Raw genomic sequence first — 16,224 nt, forward strand, 5'->3', positions numbered from 1 at the left:
GTAGCCGGCATTTCTTCGTCATGCCGGAGCCCTCAGCCTCAGGGCTTGGCGCCGGCCAGGAAAGACACGGGGATCATGTCATTCAGCGACGTAAGCCGCCTGCTGCGGGATTCCGGCCTGGCGAAATGGGCGCTGCTGCTGGCACTTTCGACTGCTCTCGTCGTCTTCCTCGAACTCTTTGCTCTGCCGGCCTCGCTGCTGATCGGACCGATGGTCGCGGCAATCGCACTGGCGTTGACCGTCGGCAAGGGAAAGCTTCGCGTGCCCTTCTGGCCGCTGCAGTTCGGCCAGGTCCTGGTCGGCCTGATGATGGCGCGCACCATCACCCCTGACATTCTCGGCACCATGGCGAAAGACGCACCGCTCTTTCTGCTGTTCATCTTCTCGGTCATCGCCATCGCCACCGGCCTCGGCTGGCTTTTGACGCGCTGGCAGGTGCTGCCGGGTACGACCGCGGTCTGGGGCTCCTCGCCGGGCGGCGCCTCCGCCATGGTCATCATGTCGGAAGCCTATGGCGCCGATGCCCGTCTCGTCGCATTCATGCAGTATCTGCGCGTCGTCTTCGTCGCCGTCGGCGCCTCGGTGATCTCGCGCCTGTGGGTGGCAGCCGATGGCGCCGAGCCGCCGCCGCTTGTCCTCTTTCCCGAGATCGACTGGCCGGCCTTTGCGGCGACGATGGCTTTTGCCGCCTTTTGTGCCTATGGCGTCTGGCGCCTGCGCCTCCAGGGTGGCACGATCATCGTGCCGCTCTTTCTCGGCGCCTTGCTGCAGGGCATGGGCCTCGTGAAAATTGAGTTACCGATGTGGCTGCTCGCCATCGCCTATGCACTGGTCGGCTGGAGCATCGGCCTGCGGTTCACTCGCTCGATCCTCAAGCACGTGGCGCGCGCCCTGCCGAGGGTATCGGCCTGCATCGTGCTGCTGATGGCGCTCTGCGGCTGCATGGCCGTGGCGCTTCACGTCTTCGCCGGCATAGATCCGCTGACCGCCTATCTCGCCACCAGCCCCGGCGGCGCCGATTCCGTCGCCATCATCGCCGCCTCCAGCGATGTCGACGTGCCCTTCGTGATGGCGATGCAGACCGGCCGTTTCCTGGTGATCCTGATGATCGGCCCGATGCTCGCCCGCTTCATCGCACGCCGTTCCGGCCTTGCGGAAAATCCCGTCTAATGCCCTGTTTGGGGTTATGCGTGAGTGCTACCCATTGGCCGGGCGTCATGCCGTAGGCCTTCTTGAAATGGCGGTTGAGATGGCTCTGGTCGGCAAAGCCGGTCGCCGCCGCCACATCGGAAATCCCCTCGCCCGCACCGATCATCGCCCGCGCCCGCTGCAGCCGCCGCATCAATAGGTAGCGATGCGGGCTGGTGGCGAAGGCCGCCCGGAAATGCCGCGACAGCGCAAAGCGGTCGAGCCCCGTCACCGCTTCCAGCTCCCCCGAGCACACTGCCCGGGTCGCATGTGCCTCAAGATAATCCCGCGCTGCCCGCGCCTGCCGCCACGCGACGAGGCCCAGCGGCCGGCGCGGCATGCGCGCATGCCGTGACAGCCCGCCCGTCACCCGCGATACGAAATCGTCGACGAAAAGCTCGTCCAGTTCGCGGTCAAGTTCGCCGAGTGCTGCCAGCAGCACGCCCGCCAGCGCAGGATCGCCGATAACGGGTTCATCGACAAAAGGCAGGCCGACGCCATCCGCCTCCAGGCATTCGAGAAGCAGCGACGGCTCCAGATAGAGCATGCGGTAGTGCAGCCCATCCTCGGTCCCCGCCCCGCCGTCATGCTCTTCGTCGGGATGCAGCACGATCACCTGCCCCGGCAGGCTGAAGCGCCGCACGCCGCGATAGCGGAAGGTCTGTACCCCCTTCAGAGTCACGCCGAGTGCATAGGTGTCGTGCCGATGCGGCTCGAAAGCATTGCCTGAGAACTGCGCCTCGATGCGCTCGATGCCGGGAAAGGCCGGCGCAGCCAGGATGGCGTTGCCGGATGGTCCCGCGCACAAACGTTCAAGACCTTCGAAGACCTGCGGATGTAAGTCCTGGTTCAACGCGCCCGATACTCCATAACCCGTAGATAGGTGAAAGACCGTACGATGTTTGATACCAAAATTGCCGTCGTCCTGCGAAACAATCTTGCCGGCTGGCAGAAGCTGAACGTCACCGCCTTCCTGATGACAGGCATCGCCGGCGGGCATCCCGAGATCATCGGCGAAGCCTACAAGGACCGCGCCGGCAATCTCTACAATCCGCTATCGATCCAGCCGATCATCGTGCTCTCCGCCGACGAGGCGACGATATCAGCAGTTCACCGCCGCGCGCTGGAGCGCGATATTACCAGCTCGCTGTTCATCGAGGAGATGTTTGCGACCGGCCACGACGCTGCCAACCGCGCCGTCTTCGCAGAATTTGCGCCTGAAGACGCCAAGGTGGTCGGCATCGCGCTGCGCGCCGAAAAGAAGATCGTCGACAAGATCACCAAGGGCGCCACGATGCAGCACTAACAGAAACGGCCGGGCTAAGCCCGGCCGTTTCAAAGGCAGAAAATTCGGTTCAGCCCTGCGTGATCGGCGCGATCTGGATCTCGACGCGGCGGTTCTGCGCGCGGCCGGCCTCGCTCGCATTGGAGGCGACGGGCTGGGACGGGCCGAAACCGACGGCGGAGACGCGGCGCTGGTCGATGCCCTGACCGCCGAGATAATCGGCAACCGAAAGCGCGCGGCGCTGCGACAGGTCCTGATTGTGCTGCAGGCTGCCGGTCGAATCCGTATGGCCGTTGACGTCGATCAGCGTGCGGTTGAACTTGCGCAACACGATCGCCACCGAATTCAGCGTCGGATAGAAGCCCGGCTTCACCGCGTCCTGATCGACGTCGAAGGTGATGTTCGACGGCATGTTAAGAATGATGTTGTCGCCGTTGCGGGTCACCGAAATGCCGGTGCCTTCGAGCTGGGCGCGAAGCTCGGATTCCTGCTGGTCCATGTAATTGCCGATCGCACCGCCGGCGAGAGCCCCGACGCCTGCGCCGATCAACGCCGCATTGCGCTTGCCGTGGCCGCCACCACCGACGGCCACGCCGACGAGAGCGCCGCCGAGGGCGCCAAGCGCAGCACCACCCGCCGTATTGGAAACCTTCTGTTCACCGGTATAGGGATCGGTCGTCGTGCAGGCACTGAGATAGCTTGCGGCAATAGCGAGAAGTACGAATTTTTTGATCATGGACAGGACGGTCTCCGTTCGACTGATCCGAGCAAATGGCAAGGATTGCGGCAAGAAAATGAAGATGTTCTCCTGATAGGGCAAATTCGGGCGCCGAAACACAGCCATGTTGCGGGATTGCGCTGATATCACCAGTTTTAGCGGATGACCGTCCACTTCTCCTCCCTCATTCCTGTGCTCGTCACAGGAATGACAGAGAGTGGGATCGCACACTTAGAAATTTTGGAACAACTGCCGCACCGTATCGTAGGTTGCGTTGGCGATGTTCAGCGATTGCAGGCCGAGTTGCTGCTGCGTCTGCAGCGCCCTGAGCCTGCTCGACTCCTCCTCCATGTCGGCATCGACAAGCCGGCCGATGCCGGTGGCATTGTTGTCGTGCAGTTTCGTGGCGAAGTCGTTCTGCAGGTTGATGCGTTTCTCCAACGCGCCGAAGGCCGAACCGACCGTCGTCAGCTGCGACAGCGCGGCATCGACGACGCTGATCATTTCGCCGACCTGTCCTTTCGTCGTGCTAGCCGAGAGCGAAATCACTACCTGCCCTGTGGTGGTGCCGTTTTTGCTCTGCATCAGCACGTAGTCCTGCGACGCGCCGAGCTCGGTGGCGAAATAGGCCGATGTCAGCACGCCGTATTCGCCCGAACCGGTGGCGCGATCATCGATCAGGTAGCGTGCGTCCTTAGAGGTCGTGCTCCCGCTCGGCGTCGTGTCGATATGATAGCTCAGCATGCCGACCGAGATGGTCCCGTCGGCATTGCGGATGAAGGAGGCCGGAATCTGGCGCGGCTGCGTCGGTGTCGCATCGTTGTTGAGAACCACCCAGTTGTCGCTATTGAAAGTCGCCGCCTCGGAGACGCTGCGCAACTGCTCCTGCAACTGCTTGATCTCTTCATTGACCTTGTCCTTGTCGACCCCGTCTTCGGTCGCGGCAACCAGCTTGGCCTTGATCTCAGAGACGACATCGATGACGTTCTGGACGCCGGTATAGGCCGTTCCCATCGTCGCCGCCGCCATACCAAGCGCATCCTGGATCGCCGAAACCGCCTTGTTGTCGGTTCGCGCAGTGGTGGCGACCGACCAATAGACGGCATTGTCGCTGGCTTTTGCCACACGCATACCGGTCGTGATGTGGTTTTGCGTGACCGCCATATTACGGTTGATATCGCGCAGCACATGAAGCGCCGCATCCACCGAGACGCGCTGGTAAATACTCACAGAACTAAACTCCAAAAACACAACAGGACGCAAACTGCACAAGAAATGAACCGTCCGCACGGACTGTCATGTCCGGGGTCGCTGGCGTTCCAGCGCGTTGCGGCCTTCAAGAAACGAAGAAGACCAGTCGGTTACTGGCAACAATCATTGCCGTTTATGCTTAACAAACGACTAAACGTCAGAAGTAATCCATCTTATTTTTCAAGGTTTCATACACCATAAGAAACGCCGCCGGACGAGGTACGGCGGCGTTGCGAAATCGGATGAAAAGCTTATTCGGCGGCCTGCAGCTGCTCGTCATCGGGTGCGGCGCGTGGCCGTGTGGCGACCGACATCTCTTCGTGCAGGCGCGCCTCCTCGTGGGCGTGCGGCTTGGCGAAGCGGGCAAGCAGCAGATAGGCGACCGGCGTAATGAACAGCGTCACCAGCGTTGCGAAACCGAGGCCTCCAACGATCACCCAGCCGAGTGCTACGCGCGCTTCGGCGCCGGCGCCGTGGGCAAAAACCAGCGGCACGCCGCCGAGGATGGTGGCGATCATCGTCATCATCACGGGACGAAGGCGCAGCGCGCAGGCCTTCTCGATCGAGGACCGCACATCCTCGCCCCGGTCGCGCAGCTGATTGGCGAATTCGACGATCAGGATACCGTTCTTCGCCATGACGCCGACCAGCAGCACCAGGCCGATCTGGCTGTAGATGTTGAGGCTGGAGCCGGTGATCACAAGTGCGAAGACGGCGCAGGCAAGACCAAGCGGCACCGTCGACATGATGATCAGCGAAGACAGCACGCTTTCGAACTGCGCGGCCAGCACCAGGAAGATGATGACGATGGCGAAGCCGAAGGTCAGCGCCATGCCGCTCGAATTCTCTTCGAGCGTCGCCGCCTCGGCAAGCGGCAGCAGGCGGGAGCCTGGCGGCAGCAGCGGCTCGGCGAGATCAGTCACCTGCTTGACGGCATCGCCGAGCGACTTGCCGTTTCTGAGTCCGGCGGTGATCGCCACGGAGGCGAGCTGCTGCTCGCGGTTGAGCTGCGGCGCGACCGAACCTTCCTTCATCGTGGCGATGACCGACATCGGCACGATCTTGCCGTCGCCGGTTTTCAGGAACACGTTCTCAAGATCGGTCGGATCGTCGATCGGCCGCGTCGTCGAGGTCAGAAGCACGGGATAGGATTCGCCGTCGACGAAGACATCGACCACCGAGCGCCCTTCGAGCAGCGATTGGATTGCTGTCGAAAGCCCGGTTATATCGATGCCGAGATCCGAGGCGCGCTCGCGGTCGATCGCCACCGACACCTGCGCCTGGCTGGGCTCGTTGGTCAGGCGCGGCGTATCATATTGGCCAGTGGCCTCGAGCGCCTGAACCAGCTTGGCGGCCGCCGCCGTCAGCGCCTCGTGATCATTGCCGATCAGCGCCATCTGCAGACCACTGCCGGCACCGCGGATGCGAAGGCTGTTCGATGAGATAGCATTGCCGCGCAAAGCCGGCACCCTGGAGGCCGCCTGGTTGATATCGCCGACGATCTCCGTCTGCGTCCTGTCACGCTCTCCCCAGGGGGCGAGCGTCAGCACCATGAAGCCGCTGTTCAGCGAACCACCCTGGCCGGAGATCGAGAAGACGTTGCGGATGTCGCCGCGGTCGACCAGCGGCTGCAGATATTCCTCGACGAGCTGCATCTTGTCGCGGGTATATTCGAGGCTCGATCCCTGCGGCGTCGTCAGCCGCATCATCACCATCGACCGGTCCTCTTCGGGCGTCAGCTCGCTCTTGACCGTCGAGAAGGCGATGAGCGCCGCGCCGGCAAAGATCACCGAGAACAGGATGACCACGAAGGGCGCGTTGAGACAGCCGTGCAGTGCCCATTTGTAGAGATCGGCCAGCGCCCCGCCGAAGCGGCCGAGCACGCCGTGATCCTCGAGCATCGGCTTGGTCAGCATGCGCGAGGCAAGCATCGGACACAGCGTCAGCGCCACGATCGACGACAGCCCGACCGAGAAGGCGAGCACGAAGCCGAATTCGCGGAAGAGGCCACCGACCTGTCCCGGCAGGAAGGAGAGCGGAATGAACACCGCCGCCAGCGTCGCCGTCGTGGCGATGACGGCGAAGAACACCTCGCGCGTTCCGAGCACGGCAGCAGCGCGCGGTCCCATGCCTTCGGAGCGCCGGCGTACGATATTTTCGAGCACCACGATCGCATCGTCGACGACGAGGCCGGTCGCCAGCACAATCGCGAGCAGCGTCAGGATGTTGATCGAGAAGCCGACCATGTAGATCGCCGCCAGCGTGCCGATCAGCGCCACCGGCATGCTGACGGCCGGGATCAACGTCGCCCGCCAATCGCGCAGGAAGAGGTAGATGACGGCGGTGACGATGACGGCGGCGAGTATCAGCGCCAGTACCACCTCGTGGATCGCGCCCTGGATGAAGACGGCGTCGTCGCTGGTGATGGCAATCGTCGTGCCCTCGGGCAGTGTCTTCGACAGCTGGTCGACGGCCGCCTTGATGCCGGTCGAGATGTTCAGCGTATTCGACTGCGCCTGGCGGATGATGCCGAGACCGATGCCCGGCTTGCCGTTGGAGCGTAGCGCCGTTTCGCCGTCGCGTGGCCCGAGCATCACTGTCGCGACGTCGCCGAGCCGAACGCGGTCCTGCAGGATGACGTTAGAAAAATCCGCCGGCGTCTGCAGGTTGGCAGTGGCGCGCACCACGATATCCTGCGTATTGCTCTTCAGCGAGCCCGCCGGCACGTCGAGTGCAGCATTGTCGAGCGCCTTCGTCAGGTCGCCGATGGTCAGCCCGCGGCTGGCAAGCGCGCCCTGGTCGACATCGACGCGGAAGACCTTCTCCTGGTCGCCATATTCCTCGACGTCGGCAACCCCGTCGACGGAGGCGAGGCGATCAATCACCTCGTTTTCGACGAGCTGGGTCAGGTCGTCCATGTTGAGATTGGTGGAGGTGACGGCAAGGCGCATGATCGCCGAGGAATCCGAATCCGCCTTGACTATCTGCGGCGCATCCGCTTCGTCGGGCAGGTTCTGGGTAATGCGGCCGATCGCGTCGCGCACGTCGTTGGCGGCGACCGAGAGATCGATCGCATCCGAAAATTCCAGCGTCACCCGGCTCTGACCGAAGGATGAGGTCGACGAAATCGATTTCAGGCCGCTGACGCGCGCGACCGCCCCCTCGATCACCTTGGTCAGTTCCTGGTCGATCGTCTGCGGTGATGCGCCATCGAAGGTGGTGCGCACGGTAACGACGGGACGGTCGACATCCGGCAGTTCGCGCACCTCAACGCCGACATAGGCCGCAAGGCCGGCGACGACCATCAGCGTATTGAACACCAGCGCCAGAATCGGCCGGCGAACGAAAAGCGCGGTGAAGCTCTGCTTGCCCGAGGCCCTGTCCTGATGAATCTCGGTCACGCTCATTGGGTGGCGATCTCCGCAGCCGCGGCGACATCGGCGCTCACACGCACTGCCCCGCCCTCGCGCACGCGCTGCAGTCCCTGTGTCACGATCACGTCGCCGTCCTTGATGTCGGCTTTGACCAGCACGAAATCCGGGTTGCGCTGCACGATACTGACCCGCACCTTGTGCGACTTGTAGTCGTTGACCTGCCAGACGAAAGACCCTTGTGAATCCCACTGCACCGAGACCGGGTCGACGGCCGGATATTTATCGCCGGCAAATTTCATGCTGACGCTGAAGGACATGCCGGCGCGCAGCTCGTCGGAACTGTTGTCGATCTTGGCGCGCAGGCGCAGCGTGCGACTTGCCGCGTCGATGCGGTTGTCGACGGCTTCGACCACGCCGGAAAACACCTGTCCTGGCCTTGCCACCGACATCGCCTCGACCGGCTGGCCGACCGACACAGTATTGGCGAAGCGCTCCGGCACCCAGTAGTCGACGAGGATTTCCGAACGGTCGTCGAGCGTGACGATCGGGATGCTCGTCGTAACATTGTCGCCGATATTGACCGGCACGATGCCGACGATGCCGTCGATCGGCGCGGTGATGTTGCGCCGGGCGAGATTGAGCTCGGCGGCCTGCAGCTGCAGCCGCGCGCCCTGCTCGGCGATCTCGGAATCGAACACGTCCATGCGCGACACGCTGGACTTGATGTTGTGATAAAGGTTGGACTTCTCGACGGCGGCCTTAACCGCCACGTCAGCCTGGCCGCGGGCGATCACCTGCTCCTCGCTGTCGAGCTTGGCGAGCACCTGGCCGGCCTTCACCCTGTCGCCCGACTTGATGAGGATTTCGCGGATTGTGCCCGATGCCTGCGGCGTGACCGCGACCGAACGGATCGCGTCACCCGTGCCGATGGCATTCAGCCGGTCGTTGACGATACCTTGGACGACTGCCTGCGTCGCGACGAGAATGGCGCTGTTGCGCCCGCCGCCATTACGGGGGTTCTGTCCCTGCCCTTGTCCGTCGCCGCGTTGCTGCCCCTGCGCCCGGGCTGGAGCGTCGGCATCCACCGTCTCCTCAGCCTTCGGCGCGATCTTGGAAACGATGCTGTCTGGAATCCCTGCATCGCGCATCGTATCGCCGGCGCCGGGCACAAAGAAAACCCACGCGGCAAAGCCGGCGATAATGACGATGAGCGACAGTATAAACTGCTTCCAAAAGGCCATTCACGTCTCCAGAGGGACTCGAGGTTGGACCAGGGTCGGTCGAAAGAGGCGCTGCGGGATCGAGATTCCCGTCTGATGCGACAATATCGCGCGTTTACAGCTTACCGGCAAGCATAAGCAGCCGGCATTACCGATTTGTAATATCAGCAAAGAATGGAAATAACCCGGCCGCTCACTTTTGTTTGAACGAACACTCGCCCATGCCTTTGACACCGCCGATTATCGGGCGAGATATCGCACAAATGTCCGACGATGCGGGTTGAATGTCTATCGGCGCATCGACCATCGCACGCCCATGACGGCCGCAATCCCCAGTATCGGCCACACCGCCCAGAACTGCCCCGTCCAGGTGAAGATGTTGAGGCCGGCAAGGCCAAGCGCCAGGATCGCCAGCGAGGTGATCTTTCGGTTGAACAGGATCTGATCGCGGTTCCAGGCGAGCGCCGCGACGACGGCAAGCGCAAGCACCGGAAACCGCGCCCAGAAGACGCCCTGCCACGACAAGAGATTGATACCGATCAGGACGGCGGCGATGACGCCGAGCACGCCATACAGCCTGCGTCCTCCCGGTGCTGGGGTTGTCTCAACCTTGGCTGCCGCCATAACCGCCGCCGGCTGCGGCCGCGCGGCGCCGGATCGTTCGGCAGGCGGCGTCTCCTCCCTGGCATCGCCGATCTTTACCGCGTAGCTTGGCACGCCTTCATCGACATTCTTCACCATCAGCGGCCCGAGAAACTCGAAACCAACCGCCACCTTGTTGCGGACCTGATCGTAAACGGTACTTGATATGACGATGCCGCCGGCCGCGGCCGACGCCTGCAGCCGCGCGGCAATATTGACGCCGTCGCCATAGATGTCCTCGCCCTCGACGATTACGTCGCCGAGATTGATGCCGATACGGAAGAGCATGCGACCGTCGGCCGGTCGGCGGGCGTTGAAACCCGCGAGTTCGTTCTGGGTGTCGACGGCCGCACGCACCGCCTCGACCACGCTTGGGAAGTCGGCGATCAGCCCATCGCCCCAGGTGTTGATGACGCGGCCGCCATGGCTTTCGATCAGGCGTCCCATCGCTTCCCGGCAGCGTTTGAGGCTCGCAAGCGTCCCTTCCTCATCAGTCCCCATCAGCCGCGTATAATCCTGCACGTCAGCACAGAAGATCGTCGTCAGCTTGCGCCGCGTTTCACTCATGGTCTCTCGTCTCCGCGCTATCCGCCCCGGAAGATCGCTGCAAAGGGTGAAACTGGTCGAGATCAAGTGGGCGATTGCAACGGCGGTAAACTACTAAGGCTTTGTGTTTGTTGCCACCGATAATTGTCCATTATCGCCCGTCAGCATAATCTGTGATCACTGAACGATCTTGCGCGGGCTCGCCGTGTGTTCTTTCGCCACCGCGCTGGAACTGTCGATTTCCTGAAGCAAAACGTCATAGCCCCAGAGATCGGCGAGATGCTGCAGGACGAGCTTCGTGTCATTTTCCTGAAGATAGCAACCATTCATCATGATGTGTTGTAGCAGCAGCCGGCGGTCGCCGGCGAGATCGACATCGACAATATCGATGGCAGGATCGGTCCAGCCGATATCATATTCGCGGGAGAGCTGGCGGCGGATGCGCAAATATCCGCGCTCATTGTGGATCGCCGAAACCAGCACCCCCTCGGTTTGATCAGGATCGTCGTAGAGATGGAACAGCCGCAACTGCCGGATCAGGTTCGGGCTCAGGAACTGGCTGATAAAACTCTCGTCCCGGTAATTGGCCCAGATGTCGCGCAGGACGGCCATCGCATCGCCTCGCCCAGCAATATCGGGAAACCATGCGCGGTCCTCATCCGTCGGCTTCGTGACGATCCGCTCGATATCCTGCATCATCGCAAAACCAAGCGCATAGGGGTTGAAGCCCGAGAACCGCCGATCGTCGTAGCTCGGCTGGAACACGACGTTGGCGTGCGACTTCAGGAATTCGAGGAAGTTTCCGTCGCTGATCTGCCCTCGCTCGTGAAGCCGGTTCATGATCTGGTAGTGGACGAAGGTGGCAGTTCCCTCGTTCATCACTTTGGTCTGCCGCTGAGGATGGAAATATTGTGCGACATGGCGGACGATGCGAAGGATCTCGCGCTGCCACGGCTGCAGCCGCGGCGCCGACTTTTCCAGAAAGTATAGGATGTTGTCCTGAGGGAGACCGAGGGCGGCGCGGCGCTTTTCCAGGCCGATGTCGCCGGCCTTTCGGGCCTTGCCGACGGGAACCGTGCGCCACAGATCGTTGAACATCTGCTCTTCATGGGCGCGGCGCTCCTGTTGCCGCTTCTCCTCCTGGCGAAGGTCGATGGTGGTCTTGCCCGCGTATCGATGCACCCCATGCGACATCAGTGCATGCGCCGCATCGAGTGTCCGCTCGACGGCCGTCTCGCCGTAACGTTCCTCACAGCGGGTGATATAACCCTTGGCGAAATCGAGGTAATCGAGGATCCCCTCCGCATCGGTCCAGAGCTTGAAGAGATAGTTGTTCTTGAAGAAATGGTTGTGGCCGAAGGCCGCATGCGCGGTGACGAGCGTCTGCATCGTCGCCGTGTTCTCCTCCATCAGGTAGGAGATGCAGGGAGAGCTGTTGATGACGATCTCATAGGCAAGGTCGCGCATCCCGCGGCGGTAGAAAGCTTCGTGATGCGCGAAGTGCTTGCCGAAAGACCAGTGGCGGTAAAAGAGCGGCATGCCGGTCGAGGAATAGGCATCAAGCATCTGCTCCGAGGTGATGACTTCGATCTGGTTCGGATAGACGTCGAGGCCGAGTTCGTTAAGCGCGATCTCCTCGCAGGCGTCATGGATGCGCTGGAGCGTTGCGAAATCCCAGTCAGCCCCCTCGAACAACAGCCGCTCTCTTGGCCTCATCGTCGTGGTCATGGCGTCACCCTCGACTGTGCGTCACGTTTTTGGAAGAGATCGTGGAAAACAGGGAATATTTCGCTTCGCCGGCAGACCTTGCGCATCGAAAGCGGCAACTCGGAACGGATCCGGTCATAAAGCATCCAAAGCGGTGAACGGGATACCGAGGAGTCGCCGCCTTCTTCGCCGACCTCGATATAGGCGAAATACTGGCAGAGCGGCAAAATCTCGTGCAGCAGCTGTCCGGTCAGGTTTCCGTCCGAATGGGCGTTGTCGCCGTCCGAAGCCTGGGCGCCGTAGATATTCCACTCTGCCGGATCGAAACGCGCCGCGATGATCCCGCGCATTGCCGCTAGCGCACTGGATACCAGCGTGCCGCCCGTCGCCGGACCATAGAAGAAGGTTTCCTCATCGACCTCCTCCGCCTTGTCTGTGTGACGGATGAAGACGATCTCCACTTTCTTGTAGCGCTTCGACAGGAAAAGATAGAGCAGCAGGTAGAACCGCTTCGCCAGATCCTTCATGTGTTCCGACATGGAGCCCGAGACGTCCATCAGGCAGAACATCACCGCCTTCGCCACAGGCTTCGGCTCGTTTTCGAAGCGGCGATATCGCACGTCGAGCGGATCGATATAGGGGATGCGCCGACTTTTTTCCGTCAGGGACTTGAGTTTTGCCTCAAGCGCCAGGCGGCTCTCGTCGTCCTCGCATTCCTCGATCTGCCGCTGCAGGGCTTCGATCTCTTCGCGGCGCGGACGGTGAAGCGCGACGCGGCGCATCATCGCGAGCCTCGTCGTGCGACCGACGGCGATGTTGGACGGCGATCCCGACACGGAATAGCCGGCCCGCGATGGAGTTTCCTCCTCGGTTTCGGCCAGACGCCGTTTGGCAAGGTCGGGCAGTTCCAGGTCGTCCAGAAACACATCGAGGAATTCTTCGCGCGTCAGCACGAAGCGGAAGCCATCCTCACCATCGCCCTCACCCGCATCCTTGGGTTTTCCGCCCCTGCTCCCCGGCGGGCGCGGAAGAATGTCGCCTTCGACGAAGGCCCTGTTTCCAGGCAGGATATGATCGCGGATGCCGCCGTCGCCCCTTCTCAAGTTCGGCTCGGCCATTCCATCGATCGGCAGGCTGATTTCCCCGCCGTCGAGCACATCGCGAATGTTCCGGTTTTGCAGAGAACGCTTTACCGCCTGCTGCACAGCGCCTTTCATGCGCCGAAGAAACCGTTGCCGATTTTCCAGACTTTTACCGCGCGGATTTAGCCGACGGTCGACAATGTGCATATTGGCTCCACATTAACTTGCCTGTTTGACGCGCATGTACCATTCGACGAGGCGCCGAACCTGCCTCTCCGTGTAACCCCGCGCGGCCATGCGCGAGACGAATTCGCTGTGCTTCTTTTCCGTTTCGGAATCCTTCTTCGATCCGAAGGAAATGACCGGCAAAAGATCTTCGACCTGCGAGAACATTCGCTTTTCGATGACTTCCCGGATTTTCTCGTAGCTCGTCCATGACGGATTCTTTCCGCCGTTGGCTGCCCGCGATCTCAAGCAGAACTTGACGATTTCGTTGCGGAAATCCTTCGGATTGGCAATTCCCGCCGGCTTTTCGATTTTCGTCAGTTCCTGGTTGAGGAGCTCGCGATCGAGTAGCTGGCCGGTATCGGGATCCTTGAAGTCCACGTCTTCGATCCAGGCATCGGCATAGTCGACGTAGCGGTCGAACAGATTCTGTCCGTAATCCGCATAGGACTCAAGATAGGCCTTCTGGATTTCATTTCCAATGAACTCTGCGTAACGCGGCGCAAGATCGGCTTTGATGAATTCCAGATATCGCTTCTCGACATCGTCGGAAAACTGCTCGCGGCGGATCGACTGCTCCAGCACATACATCAGATGAACCGGATCGGCGCCGATATCCGTGGTGTCGTGATTGAAAGTGGAGGCGAGCACCTTGAAGGCGAAGCGGGTCGATATGCCGTCCATGCCCTCGTCGATGCCGGCGGCATCCCGATATTCCTGGACACTGCGGGCGCGCGGATCCGTCTCCTTCAGGCTTTCGCCGTCATAGGTGCGCATCTTCGAGAAGTATGTCGAATTCTCATGCTTGCGCAGACGCGACAGCACGGAGAAGCGGGCCAGCATTTCGAGCGTCGCCGGAGCGCATGGTGTATCCGCGAGTTCCGATCCCTCGATCAGCTTCTCGTAGATCTTCTGCTCTTCCGTCACGCGCAGGCAATAGGGCACCTTGATCACGCAAATACGGTCAATGAAGGCTTCGTTGTTCTTGTTGGCCTTGAAGGTTTGCCATTCCGCTTCGTTCGAATGCGCAAGGACGATGCCGGTGAAGGGTATGGCGCCGATGTTCTCGGAGCCGATATAGTTCCCCTCCTGCGTCGCCGTCAGCAGCGGATGCAGCATCTTGATCGGCGCCTTGAACATCTCGACGAACTCGAGCACGCCCTGATTGGCGCGATTGAGGCCGCCAGAATAGCTGTAGGCATCGGGATCGTTTTGGGAATAAGTCTCCAGCTTGCGGATATCGACCTTGCCGACCAGCGACGAGATATCCTGATTGTTCTCGTCTCCAGGCTCGGTCTTGGCGATCGCAATTTGGCGCAACCGCGAAGGCTGTACTCTGACGACACGGAAGCGGGAAATATCGCCCCCAAAATCATCGAGCCGCTTCAGGCACCAAGGGCTCATCAGTCCGCTTAGGCGTCGCAGGGGAATGCCGTATTGCTCCTGCAGGAGCGATCCCATCGTGTCCGGGTCGAAGAGGTTGAGCGGACTTTCGAAAACGGGGCTGATCTCGTCACCCGCCTTCAGCACGTAGATCGGATGAAGCTCCATCAGCAGCTTCAGCCGCTCAGCCAGAGATGACTTGCCGCCGCCGACCGGGCCGAGCAGATAGAGGATCTGTTTGCGCTCCTCGAGCCCCTGCGCCGCGTGCCGGAAGAATGAAACGATTCGTTCGATTGTCTCTTCCATGCCGTGGAAGCCGACAAAGGCCGGATAAATCCGGATGGTCCGGTTCATGAATATCCGACCGAGGCGCGTGTCCCTGGCGGTGTCGACCATCTGCGGTTCGCCTATCGCGGCGAGCAGGCGCTCGGTCGCATTGGCATAGGCAAGCGGTTCTTTTTTACAAAGGTCGAGATAATCCGAGATCGACATATCGGTCTCGCGACGCGCATCATAACTGCGGGTGAACGCATCAAATACGGATTCGCTCAGCATGGGCCCTCCATTCAAGGTTAATGCCACAGGCTTCAGGTGTCCTTATAACCATCGAGATGGCCATGACGTTCCTGAGAATCAATAGTTTCGTCGGTTATTCCACGCTCACCGGCCGTTTCTAGCAATGCACGAAATTGTGCATCCACCGGTTCTTTAATTACTGTACGAAACTGCTGGTCAGTATAGTGGAGAAAGACGCCACCGCGGTATCAGCACATTTCACGACGTGACAGAAAGATGAAAAAGGTGTGCAATGTCGCCCGTGATTCGAGATCTCGAAAATCAGCGATCGGCAGGCGGCGAGCCAGCTTCGATCGGTGAATATCGATGTGCGACGGGCCATATGACGTTCGAAAGCTTGGGATATTCTTAGAGAAATGGGCGCATGACGATCATGCGCCGGATATTGCGATCATGTCTCCGCAGGCCTCTCAGCCGTTGAACGCATCCTCGAGCGCGGCGACATCGATCTTGACCATGCCGAGCATCACTTCGGTCACGCGCCTGGCCCGCTCACGGTCGCTGTCGGCGATCATCTCCGAGAGCACACGCGGCACAATCTGCCAGGAAAGGCCCCAGCGGTCCTTCAGCCAGCCGCAGGCCTCTGGCGTGCCGCCATTGCCGAGGAAAGCGTCCCATATCCGATCGATCTCGGCCTGGCTTTCCACAAGAATCGCGATCGAGAAGGAATGGTTGAAACTATCGAGCGGGCCGGCCTTCATGGCCAGGAAGGCCTGGTCGGCGAGCGTGAACTCGATCAGCTCGACGCTGCCGGGAGGCCCGCTCGGCGTTTCCGCCGGCAATATGGTGGTGCGGCCGATCCTGGAGTCCGGGATGACAGACACGTAGAATTCGACGGCTTCGCGCGCTTCCTCGGCGAACCAGAGATTTGAAACGATCTTCGGCATGAAACGGCCTCCTTGTTGACGGGTGTTGATCCGGACTGCTGTCCGATGACCCAAGGACGCCTCACCGGCGCCAGTTCCGACAGGCCGCGATCGGAATTTTTGGCCCCGCCCGCCCGCATCGCGACCACAGCCGGGTTCGG

12 protein-coding genes are annotated in these 16,224 nt (G+C 61.1%); 2 read left to right on the top strand and 10 right to left on the bottom strand.

The features are described from left to right. Positions 1-75 precede the first annotated feature (75 nt). Positions 76-1,170: an AbrB family transcriptional regulator gene (locus ACM5SV_RS15120; RefSeq protein WP_113545197.1), complete on the top strand. Its 1,095-nt coding sequence runs from the start codon at positions 76-78 to the stop codon at positions 1,168-1,170. Here ACM5SV_RS15120 and ACM5SV_RS15125 read toward each other — a convergent pair. After that, positions 1,130-2,041, bottom strand: a complete 912-nt coding sequence (locus ACM5SV_RS15125) for an AraC family transcriptional regulator (RefSeq protein WP_012758246.1) — start codon at positions 2,039-2,041, stop codon at positions 1,130-1,132. The genes ACM5SV_RS15120 and ACM5SV_RS15125 overlap by 41 nt on opposite strands. Before the next feature lie 45 nt (positions 2,042-2,086). Between ACM5SV_RS15125 and ACM5SV_RS15130 the strand changes: the two genes are divergently transcribed. Next, positions 2,087-2,494 (top strand): DUF2000 family protein, encoded by a 408-nt coding sequence (locus ACM5SV_RS15130; protein ID WP_012758247.1) that lies wholly within the window; start codon positions 2,087-2,089, stop codon positions 2,492-2,494. Between the two features lie 49 nt (positions 2,495-2,543). On the opposite strand, the gene ACM5SV_RS15135 is transcribed toward ACM5SV_RS15130, so the two are convergent. From ACM5SV_RS15135 to ACM5SV_RS15175, 9 genes are all read right to left on the bottom strand, one after another. Next, positions 2,544-3,209 carry an OmpA family lipoprotein gene (locus ACM5SV_RS15135; protein ID WP_012758248.1) on the bottom strand — a complete coding sequence of 222 codons (666 nt, stop codon included), beginning with the start codon at positions 3,207-3,209 and terminating at the stop codon, positions 2,544-2,546. Between the two features lie 213 nt (positions 3,210-3,422). Further along, complete coding sequence (locus ACM5SV_RS15140) at positions 3,423-4,421, bottom strand: flagellin (protein ID WP_012758249.1); 999 nt, start codon at positions 4,419-4,421, stop codon at positions 3,423-3,425. 272 nt (positions 4,422-4,693) lie between these two features. Continuing rightward, complete coding sequence (locus tag ACM5SV_RS15145; protein WP_222014174.1) at positions 4,694-7,849, bottom strand: efflux RND transporter permease subunit; 3,156 nt, start codon at positions 7,847-7,849, stop codon at positions 4,694-4,696. Then, positions 7,846-9,057, bottom strand: a complete 1,212-nt coding sequence (locus tag ACM5SV_RS15150) for an efflux RND transporter periplasmic adaptor subunit (RefSeq protein WP_222014175.1) — start codon at positions 9,055-9,057, stop codon at positions 7,846-7,848. The genes ACM5SV_RS15145 and ACM5SV_RS15150 overlap by 4 nt, the downstream gene beginning before the upstream one ends. Positions 9,058-9,324: 267 nt before the next feature. Further along, complete coding sequence (locus ACM5SV_RS15155) at positions 9,325-10,245, bottom strand: adenylate/guanylate cyclase domain-containing protein (RefSeq protein ID WP_222005055.1); 921 nt, start codon at positions 10,243-10,245, stop codon at positions 9,325-9,327. A gap of 156 nt (positions 10,246-10,401) precedes the next feature. Then, positions 10,402-11,952, bottom strand: coding sequence for a SpoVR family protein (locus ACM5SV_RS15160; protein WP_113545200.1), 1,551 nt, complete (start codon positions 11,950-11,952; stop codon positions 10,402-10,404). Continuing rightward, positions 11,949-13,220 (bottom strand): YeaH/YhbH family protein, encoded by a 1,272-nt coding sequence (locus ACM5SV_RS15165; RefSeq protein ID WP_221973179.1) that lies wholly within the window; start codon positions 13,218-13,220, stop codon positions 11,949-11,951. Before ACM5SV_RS15165 ends, ACM5SV_RS15160 begins: the two co-directional genes overlap by 4 nt. Positions 13,221-13,232: 12 nt before the next feature. Continuing rightward, complete coding sequence (locus ACM5SV_RS15170; RefSeq protein ID WP_012758255.1) at positions 13,233-15,176, bottom strand: PrkA family serine protein kinase; 1,944 nt, start codon at positions 15,174-15,176, stop codon at positions 13,233-13,235. A 431-nt stretch (positions 15,177-15,607) separates the two neighbouring features. Then, the gene (locus tag ACM5SV_RS15175) at positions 15,608-16,084 is read right to left on the bottom strand and encodes a VOC family protein (RefSeq protein ID WP_221990078.1); all 477 of its coding nucleotides are present in this window, start codon (positions 16,082-16,084) and stop codon (positions 15,608-15,610) included. Positions 16,085-16,224: the final 140 nt, after the last annotated feature.

The organism is Rhizobium sp. CRRU65 (assembly GCF_048551595.1).
Taxonomy (GTDB): Bacteria; Pseudomonadota; Alphaproteobacteria; order Rhizobiales; family Rhizobiaceae; genus Rhizobium; species Rhizobium leguminosarum_J.

Excerpts from the sequence above, each read along its gene's own strand:
- ACM5SV_RS15120 (WP_113545197.1), top strand. The coding sequence starts at position 76 with ATGTCATTCAGCGACGTAAGCCGCCTGCTGCGGGATTCCGGCCTGGCG.
- ACM5SV_RS15130 (WP_012758247.1), top strand. The coding sequence starts at position 2,087 with ATGTTTGATACCAAAATTGCCGTCGTCCTGCGAAACAATCTTGCCGGC.
- ACM5SV_RS15135 (WP_012758248.1), bottom strand. The coding sequence starts at position 3,209 with ATGATCAAAAAATTCGTACTTCTCGCTATTGCCGCAAGCTATCTCAGT.
- ACM5SV_RS15145 (WP_222014174.1), bottom strand. The coding sequence starts at position 7,849 with ATGAGCGTGACCGAGATTCATCAGGACAGGGCCTCGGGCAAGCAGAGC.
- ACM5SV_RS15150 (WP_222014175.1), bottom strand. The coding sequence starts at position 9,057 with ATGGCCTTTTGGAAGCAGTTTATACTGTCGCTCATCGTCATTATCGCC.
- ACM5SV_RS15155 (WP_222005055.1), bottom strand. The coding sequence starts at position 10,245 with ATGAGTGAAACGCGGCGCAAGCTGACGACGATCTTCTGTGCTGACGTG.
- ACM5SV_RS15160 (WP_113545200.1), bottom strand. The coding sequence starts at position 11,952 with ATGACCACGACGATGAGGCCAAGAGAGCGGCTGTTGTTCGAGGGGGCT.
- ACM5SV_RS15165 (WP_221973179.1), bottom strand. The coding sequence starts at position 13,220 with ATGCACATTGTCGACCGTCGGCTAAATCCGCGCGGTAAAAGTCTGGAA.
- ACM5SV_RS15170 (WP_012758255.1), bottom strand. The coding sequence starts at position 15,176 with ATGCTGAGCGAATCCGTATTTGATGCGTTCACCCGCAGTTATGATGCG.
- ACM5SV_RS15175 (WP_221990078.1), bottom strand. The coding sequence starts at position 16,084 with ATGCCGAAGATCGTTTCAAATCTCTGGTTCGCCGAGGAAGCGCGCGAA.